The sequence below is a fragment of the uncultured Sphingomonas sp. genome (genome assembly GCF_946477935.1).
Taxonomy (GTDB): domain Bacteria; phylum Pseudomonadota; class Alphaproteobacteria; order Sphingomonadales; family Sphingomonadaceae; genus Sphingomonas.
On sequence record NZ_CAMLAC010000183.1, the window covers coordinates 1 to 7,258 of the forward strand.

General features: G+C 66.5%; 3 protein-coding genes. 1 reads left to right on the plus strand and 2 read right to left on the minus strand.

Features of this window, described 5'->3' with window-relative positions; genetic code table 11:
* Both Q0U08_RS15575 and Q0U08_RS15580 read right to left on the minus strand, forming a co-directional pair.
* The coding region (locus Q0U08_RS15575) for a glycoside hydrolase family 2 TIM barrel-domain containing protein (protein ID WP_367271147.1) at positions 1-3,076 on the minus strand (3,076 nt) is incomplete at its 3' end.
* A gap of 105 nt (positions 3,077-3,181) precedes the next feature.
* A complete protein-coding gene (locus tag Q0U08_RS15580) occupies positions 3,182-6,121 on the minus strand; it encodes a TonB-dependent receptor (protein ID WP_298092442.1) in 2,940 nt (979 codons plus the stop codon).
* Positions 6,122-6,365: 244 nt separating this feature from the next.
* Between Q0U08_RS15580 and Q0U08_RS15585 the strand changes: the two genes are divergently transcribed.
* Positions 6,366-7,258: LacI family DNA-binding transcriptional regulator (locus Q0U08_RS15585; protein WP_298092443.1), on the plus strand; the 893-nt coding region annotated here is incomplete at its 3' end.

Sequence of the window (7,258 nt, forward strand, 5' to 3'; positions counted from 1 at the left end):
TGTCGCCACCGACCCCCCATTGCGTCGCATCCACCAGCAACGTCCCGCGCTCGCCGAAGCGGATGTCCGTCCATTTCCAGGTGCCGGGCGGACGGCGGTACAGGTCCGAATAGGCAAAGGGCAGCGCGTTCATCATCAGGGGCCTGGTGCCCTCCACTCGAACCCCGCGCCCGCCCCCGGTCAGGCGCATCCAGCGTACATCCACCTTGTTGCCGGTGTCCTGCGGCCGGATATAGTCATGCGGCTGCTCGGCCAGACTGCCCCGCCACAGCGCGATCGCGGCCGAATGCTTGCGATCGACATAGCTTTCATGCGGCCCGCGCCCATACCATTCCGCGGTATCGAGCGCGCCCGGCAGGTCGAAGGCCAGCCCCACCCGGAACGGCGCCGGCAGGTCGGACCGGAGCGGCGTGAACTGCGTCGCCACGGTGACCGACCCGTCGCCCGCCATGCGATAGGTCGAACGGAAGGTCGCCACGCGCGGCACCGCCTCGGTACCGAGGGTAAAGTCGACCACCGCCTCGCGCGCGCCGTCGCTGCTGCGGCGCAGCGAGATGCCGGACAGGGTGCGCGCCGCGCTCAATTCCTTCCAGATCGCGAGCTGCTTTGCCACCCCCGTGCCGATGCTGTTGTCGGTCTCCGCGCGCCAGAAGTTGGGCGCGCCACCGGTCAGAAGCGGCTTGCCCCCCCTGGTATAGCTGCGGATCAGCCCGGTCCTGCGATCCAGCTCCAGCACCGCTTCCGCCGCGGCGAACCGCACGGCATTCGCGGTTTCGCTCACGGCCGCCGACCCCGGTGCAGCCGGGCGGGCGCCGCTCGGCCCCTGCACCGAAAACTGCTCCCACGCCATCACCGTCCCGGCCGCGATCGTCGGCACCAGCCCTTGCGTCGCCCGCATCCGCACCGTGACGAGATATTCCGCACCCGGCCTGCGGCGGAAACTCGCCACCGGCAGGGTCATCCTGCCCATACCGTGCGCGGCCACCGCGGGCGGGCTCAGCGTCCCGCGCTGCACCACCTGCCCATCCTCGGCCAGTTCCCATTCGAAGCGATAGCCCGACAGGTCCAGGAAATCCTGCCGGTTGCGTACGGTCAGCGATCCGTCGCGCGGGTCGAAATCGGTGAACTCGGCGGGCGCCGACACCTTCTTCAACTCATGCAGCACCGGGTTGGGCGTCCGATCCGACTGGATCAGCCCGTCACCGAACTCGATGTCGCCGGAAAAGTTGGGGCCATATTCGCCGCCATCCGCCCAGTATCGACGGCCATCCTTCGTGTAACCGTACATCGACTGGTCCACCCAGTCCCAGATGAAGCCGCCCTGCAACTTGGCCGGATGGGCATAGATCGTGTCCCAATATTCCTTCAGATTGCCGCCCGAATTGCCCATCATGTGCGCATATTCGCTCTGCACCATCGGCTGCGCGTAGGTCCAGTTGCGCGCGTAATCGTCCATCTTCTGCGCCGGATCATACATCGGCGCATAGACATCGGCATACCAGTTGGGCCGGTGGTCGTGCAGCGGCAACGGACCCCAGCCCAGATAGCTGACCAGCCGGCCGGGATCGCGCGCCTTCACCCGCCGCGCCGCCTCCTCGAAGGTCGGGCCGATCCCCGCCTCGTTGCCCAATGACCAGAAGATGACCGAGGGGTGGTTCTTGTCGCGCTCGACCATGTTCATGATCCGGCTGACATGCGCGGCCCGCCATGCGGGGTCGAAGCCGATCTGATATTGGGCGCGCTTCTCGGGGAAGCGGTTGCCATATTCCATATAGGCGTGGCTCTCGACGTTGGCCTCGTCCATCACATACAGGCCGTACCGGTCGGCCAGTTCGTAGAGATACGGGTCGTTCGGATAATGCGCGGTGCGGATCGCGTTGACGTTGCTGGCTTTCATCAGCCGCACGTCCCGCTCCATCAGGTCGCGCGACATGACGTGAAAGGTCTCGGGGTCATGCTCGTGGCGATTGACGCCGCGAATGGTCACCGGCTTGCCATTGACCGTCACCACCCCGCCCCGCATCGCCACGCTGCGGAACCCGATCCGCCACGGCGTCGATTGCACCAGCCTGCCGGACGCATCCTCCAGCTCGACCAGCAGCGTGTAGAGGTTCGGCGTCTCCGCGCTCCACGATCGCACGCCGGGCACGGTGCCACCAATCGTCAGCCGGCGCTCGGCGCCGCTCGCGGCCAGCGGCGTCGCACGCGTCAGCACCACCCGGTCGCCGTCCATCACCGTGATCCGCGCCCGCCCGGCCGCGCCCGCCGTCACCGCCAGATCGACCGACAGCGTGCCGTTGCGATACCCCTCGTCCAATCCGGCATGGACAAAGGCGTCACGGACATGCGTCTTCGGCACCGCGAACAGGAACACGTCGCGCTCGATGCCCGACACGCGCCAGAAATCCTGATCCTCCAGATACGAACCGTCCGACCACCGCATCACCTGGATGGCGACCGTATTGCGCCCCGGCCGGATCTGTTCGCCCACCTCGAACTCGGACGGCAGCTTGCTGTCCTCGGCATAGCCGACCTTCACGCCGTTCACCCAGACGGTATAGGCCGATCCCGCCGCACCGATATGCAGGATGACGCTGCCGCCCTTCCACCCGGCCGGCACCCCGATGTCGCGGCGATAGGATCCGACGGGATTGGTCTTGTGCGGGATCAGCGGCCGGTTGGCGGGAAACGGATAGCGCCAGTTGTTGTAGACGGCCTGGTCATAGCCCTCCGCCTGCCACATCGCAGGCACCTTGATCGACTTCCACTGCGACACGTCGAAACCGGGCTGCTCGAACCCGGCCGGCAGGTCGTCGGCGCTGGGCGAGAAAGCGAACTTCCACGGCCCGTTGAGCGACAGGAACCGGGTGGAGGCATCCCGCCGCCCCGCCATCGCCGCCGCGCGGCTTTCAAAGGGAAAGCCGGTCGCCCGCGCGGGCAGCGTGTTGCGGGCGAACACGGCCGGGTTTTCCCAATCCGGCCGGGCGGGATTGACCTGCACCGGCGCCACGCCGGGTGCATCGCTCTGGGCCAGCGCGGGCGTCACCGTTCCCAAGGCAAACATGGTCGTCGTCAACCAGGGGGCCAACCAGCGGAATCTCGCCATCATCTGTCCGATCAAGTCATTGCCCGGCCGACCACCATCGGGGTGATGCCGGTCCGGCCGGGATTGTGTCCCGCATCAGAAGCGGAACCGGGTGCCGACGCCGAAATACCGGCCCTCGTCACGCACGTCGCGGGTGTATCGCCGCTCGGGCAGATAGTCGATGTAGCTGCGGAACGGCTTTGCCAGCAAATTGGTCGCGTCCAGCGTGATCGTCAGCTCGGGGATCGGATTGTAGCTGATCGAGAAGTCGAGCCGCTCGATGGCCAGGACGCCCTCACCGGTATAGACCCCGTTGGTATACAGGTTGCCGGTCACGAACGGGCTGCGACGGTTGTACGACAGTCGCGACGAGATACCGCTGCGCTCAAAGAACAGCGCGGCATTGTACGTCCATTTCGACACGAACGGGATCGGCACCAGCGGCGGCGTGGGCGGCACGCTGCCATCGGCGTTCGCCGCCAGCGGGTAGGCGTTCTTGCCATCGACATAGGTCACGTTCGCCTGGACACCGAAGCCCTTGAGCGCGCCGGGCAGGAACTCCAGGAAGGTCTGGCCGCCCAGTTCCACACCCTTGATCCGACCGGCGCCTGCGTTCTGCGGCGAGGTCGTCTGGATCAGGCCGTAGACGGGATCAATGAAGCGCTGGAGATAGTTCGAGATGAACCCGTCGATATCGCGATAGAAGACCGCAGCGGTGATCGATCCCGTGCGAGAGAAGTAATATTCGATCGTCGCGTCGTAATTGTGCGCCACCAGCGGCCGCAGGTTCGGGTTGCCGCCCGTACCGGTGGCATTGACCCGGCCGCAAAGATTGACCGGGAAGCGCGGATCGCACGGCTCTTCCACGGGCACGCCCGGCGTCGGCGGTGGCGGCGGGGCGGCCTCCGTGATGGTGATCGCCGGGTTGAGCTGGCTGAATTCGGGCCGGGTCCGCGTCTTGGTCGCCGCCAGGCGCACCTGCAACTTGTCCATGGGGCGGAAACGCAGGCTGAAATTCGGCAGGATGTCGAGATAGTTCGCGTCGGTCGACCGCTCCACCGCGGTCGTCACCCCGCCGGAGGTGACACGCCCGACGCCGCTGTACCGACCGACCGTGTTGACGACGCGGACACCGAACAGGCCGTCGATATCCAGGCCGCCCAGAGTCAGCGCATAGCGCCCCTGGCCATAGACCGCATAGGTCGTCTCCTCGCCGCGGAACCCCTGCGTCGGGTCGAGCTGGACATTCTCGGTGGCGAACAGCGGCAGGTTGGTTCGCCAACCCGCCACGCGCCCATCGGTCGCCGAAGTCTGCGCGAGAAGCTGCTGCAACCCCGCGATCGAACGCAGGCGCAGCGCCTCCTGATTGGCGATGATCGCACCGCGCGACGGCGCCAGCCAGCTACGCAGGCCCTGCACATCGGTGCGGAACGCGTCCTGCGTCGCCACCAGGTCGCCAAGTCCCAAAGCGGTCAGCGGAACGTTCAGCCCCTCGGTATTCGCGTAGCGCGTGCCGTTGCGCAGCGAACCGTCACGGTCCGACCAGCGGAACCCGAACTGCAACCGGGGCAGGAACGACAGGTCGGTGTCCAGCTCCAGGTCGGTACGGCCTTGCCACCCCTTTCCGTTTGTACGGTTCGTCCGCTCGAAATAACCGCGCCATTTGTAGAGATTGGGATCGAGCGCGTTGAAGCCGGGCAGGTTGAAGGCATTGCCGCCATCGGCGAAGAACTGCACGGTCGCCACCGGCACCACCGTTGTCGCGGTGTCGAAGCTCCACTCGTCGATACCGTATTCGCTGCGCGTATAGGCCAGGTCGGCGCTGAGCCGCGCCCGACCCGTATCCCATTTGAAGCCGAGCGCGTTCTGGAAGGTGTTGGTGTAGCTCTCGCTGGTGCTGCGGAAGGTCTGCGCCCGGTCGCCGCCCGTCTTGGTAAAGCTTTCCACCAGATTGTCGGTGCCCTCGACCAGCACGACGTCGCTCAGCGCCGGGGGCGGGCTGCCGCTGCGCAGAAACACGTCGAACTGGTCGTTATAGCCGTCCTGGCGGAAGCCTTGGAACAGGAAGTCGTAATAGACCTCCAGGTTCGATGCCGGCTTCCATTGGACGCTCATATTGCCCGACGGGCGCACGCGCTTGCCGCTGGGGTTTGCGACGGAGACGCGGTCCGGATAGCGGAACGAGCGACCGACCGAGGTCGGCGTCGGCCTCTGGTTGACGCTCAGCGTTGTGATGGTGCCGCTGCCGACGCGGATCGCATTGCGGTAGCGCGACTGGTTGTACGACGCATTGACCAGGATGCCGATCTCGCCGACCGGCGTGTCCTTGCGTACTGCCACCAGCAGGTTGCCGTTGGGGTCGTACTTGTTGCTCTGATCGTTATAGGTGCCGCGGAAGCCGCCGGCGATCGTGAACGGCTTGTTGAAGTCGAAGGCGCGGCGCGAGCGGACGTTGATGAGGCCGGCGAGCCCCGGCTCCAGCAGGTCCGCGGTGCCCGACTTGTAGACCTCCAGCCCGGCCAGCGCACCCGCCGGAAAGTCCTGAAGCTGCGAACGGCGCAACTCGCCGGTAAAGATGTCGCGACCGTTGAAGGTGGTGGCGAGATCGGGCAGGCCGCGCACCAGCACGCCGCGAACCTCGTCGCCGAAGCGGTCGACCTGCACGCCGGTCACGCGCGCGATGGATTCCGCCGCGGTATTGTCGGGCAGCTTGCCGATATCCTCCGCCACGATGGCGTCCAGAATGGCGTCCGAATTGCGCTTGATCGCCTGCGCGCTCGCCAGGCTGGCGCGGAAGCCGGTGACCACGATCTCCTGTTCGGCGGTGGCGACCGCCGGATCGGGCGTATCGGGATCGGCGGCGGGTGTCTCCTGCGGCGCTGCCACCGTTCCTGTCGCAGCCGTGGTCGCCGGCGATGGTTGCGCAGTGCTGGCAGATGCCGGAACCCCCTGCCCCTGCTGTGCCCACACCGCCTGCGGCAACATCGCCGTCAGTATGCCAGCGGTGGCCAATAATTGAACGCGATACCGATCCATGATCCATCCTCCCCCTGTAAGCGTCCCGCTCTGACGGCGTGCCTGGGCACGAAGCCGATCGAATCCCTATGCCTCTGGATTCTTACCGACCCGACGCTCGGTTTTCTAAACTCTGACTAATGCCCGTCAATCCTTTTCTTGCCATCGCTGGCAAGGGCGTCTTTGTCCGCTATTGGGGTCGGTGGCGGGCTGGCACGCAAAGGCGGGTCCGGTATAGTCGGCGTGCAGGTAGGAGCGCGGGTGAGTGAGCAATTATCGGACAACGACGATCAGCGATGTGGCGCAGGCTGCCGGCGTTTCGATCCGCACCGTGTCACGGGTGCTCAACAAGTCGCCAAAGGTTGCGGCCGCGTCGCGCGCGCGCGTCGAGAAGACGATCAAGCAGCTCGATTTCCGCCCCAGCAGCCGTGCCCGCGCGCTCGCCTCCGGGCGATCATCGCTGATCGGCGTCGTCCAGGACGATCCGAACGCGCATGTGATCGGCGAATTCCAGCGCGGCATCGTCGACGTCTGCGCCTCGCTCGGCTATGAGCTGGTCGTCCACCCTGCGCAGTTCGGGGCCGCCACGCTGAGCGCCGATATCGAGAATTTCGCCATCCGCTCGCGGATCGACGGGTTGATCATCCTGCCGCCCATCTCCGAAGTCGCGTCCATTCCGCTTACCTTGTCGCGCCTGAACGTCCCCGCGGTGGGCATCGCCGCGGTGCGCGTGCCCGGCTATGCCGGCGCGCTGATCAGCGAGGAACGCGCCGCGGCCGCTCTTCTGGCGGATCATCTCGTGGCATTGGGGCACCGCCGCATCGCGATCATCACCGGCCCGCTCTCCTTCTACTCCGCGAACGAGCGGGAACAGGGGTTTCGCGGCGCGCTGGAGGGGCATGGCATCGCCCTGCCCCACCGCTATGTGGCGGAGGGGGATTATGGCTTTGCGACCGGCTATGCCCGCGCCTGCGCGCTGCTCGATCTGGACGAGCCGCCGACCGCCATCTTCGCCAGCAACGACATCACCGCCGCCGCCGCGATCAAGGCGGCCTATGAGCGCGGGCTGGCCGTGCCGGGACAGGTGTCGATCGCCGGCTTCGACGACAGCGACATCGCCTCGATCATCTCCCCCGCCCTCACCACCATCCGCCGCCC